At 68.9% G+C, this 829-nt stretch carries 1 pseudogene; it reads left to right on the forward strand.

From position 1 onward, the window contains the following. Positions 1-175: 175 nt before the first annotated feature. Positions 176-829: pseudogene (locus INT49_RS20850) on the forward strand (IS21 family transposase); the annotation flags it as partial.

The following is an 829-nucleotide window of genomic DNA, read 5'->3' on the forward strand; positions in this document are numbered from 1 at the left end:
TGCTAGCGGACATGCCAATCTCCCTGTAGGCGGACACGGACTTCCTTGCTGACGGACAGTTGATCTCCCTGTCTGTGGTCCTGGGATCGGGCCGTGTCGGTCCCGAAATGCGCGTCCCTCCGGGGTTTGCTCGAGGTCTTCTACCACCACGAGCAGGTACCCACCGGAGGGACGCATGAAGAAGTCTGACAGGGAGATCATGGAAATTCTGGAGGCGTTCGACGCCACGGGGTCCGCGCATTCGGCGGCGGGGCTGGCGGGGGTGGATGCGAAGACGGTGCGGCGTTACGTCGCTGCCCGGGATGCGGGGGCGCCGGTGATGGGGCCGGGCCGGCGGCCGCGGATGCTGGATGGGTTCTTGCCGAAGATCGAGGAGTGGGTCGATCGCAGTAGCGGCAAGGTCCGCGCGGACGTGGTCCATGAACGGCTGGTCGCGCAGGGGTTCACGGGGACGGAGCGAACTACTCGGCGGGCGGTCGCACGAGCCAAGGCGGCGTGGCGGGCCGGGCACCGGCGCACTTACCGGCCGTGGATCACCGAGCCGGGGCTGTGGCTGCAGTTCGACTGGGGTGAGGGTCCGAAGGTGCCCGGCCCGGACGGGACGCCGCGGCGGACGTGGCTGTTCTGCGCGTGGCTGGCCTTCTCGAGGTTCCGGGTGGTGATCCCGGTCTGGGACCAGACCCTGCCCACGCTGATCACGTGCCTGGATGCGACGCTGCACCGCCTGGGCGGGGTCCCGACCTATGTCCTGACCGACAACCCGAGGACCGTCAGCATCGATCACGTGGCCGGGGTCCCGGTGCGGCATCCGCAGATCGTCGAGGTCGGC

The organism is Brachybacterium tyrofermentans (assembly GCF_014897585.1).
GTDB lineage: Bacteria > Actinomycetota > Actinomycetes > Actinomycetales > Dermabacteraceae > Brachybacterium > Brachybacterium tyrofermentans.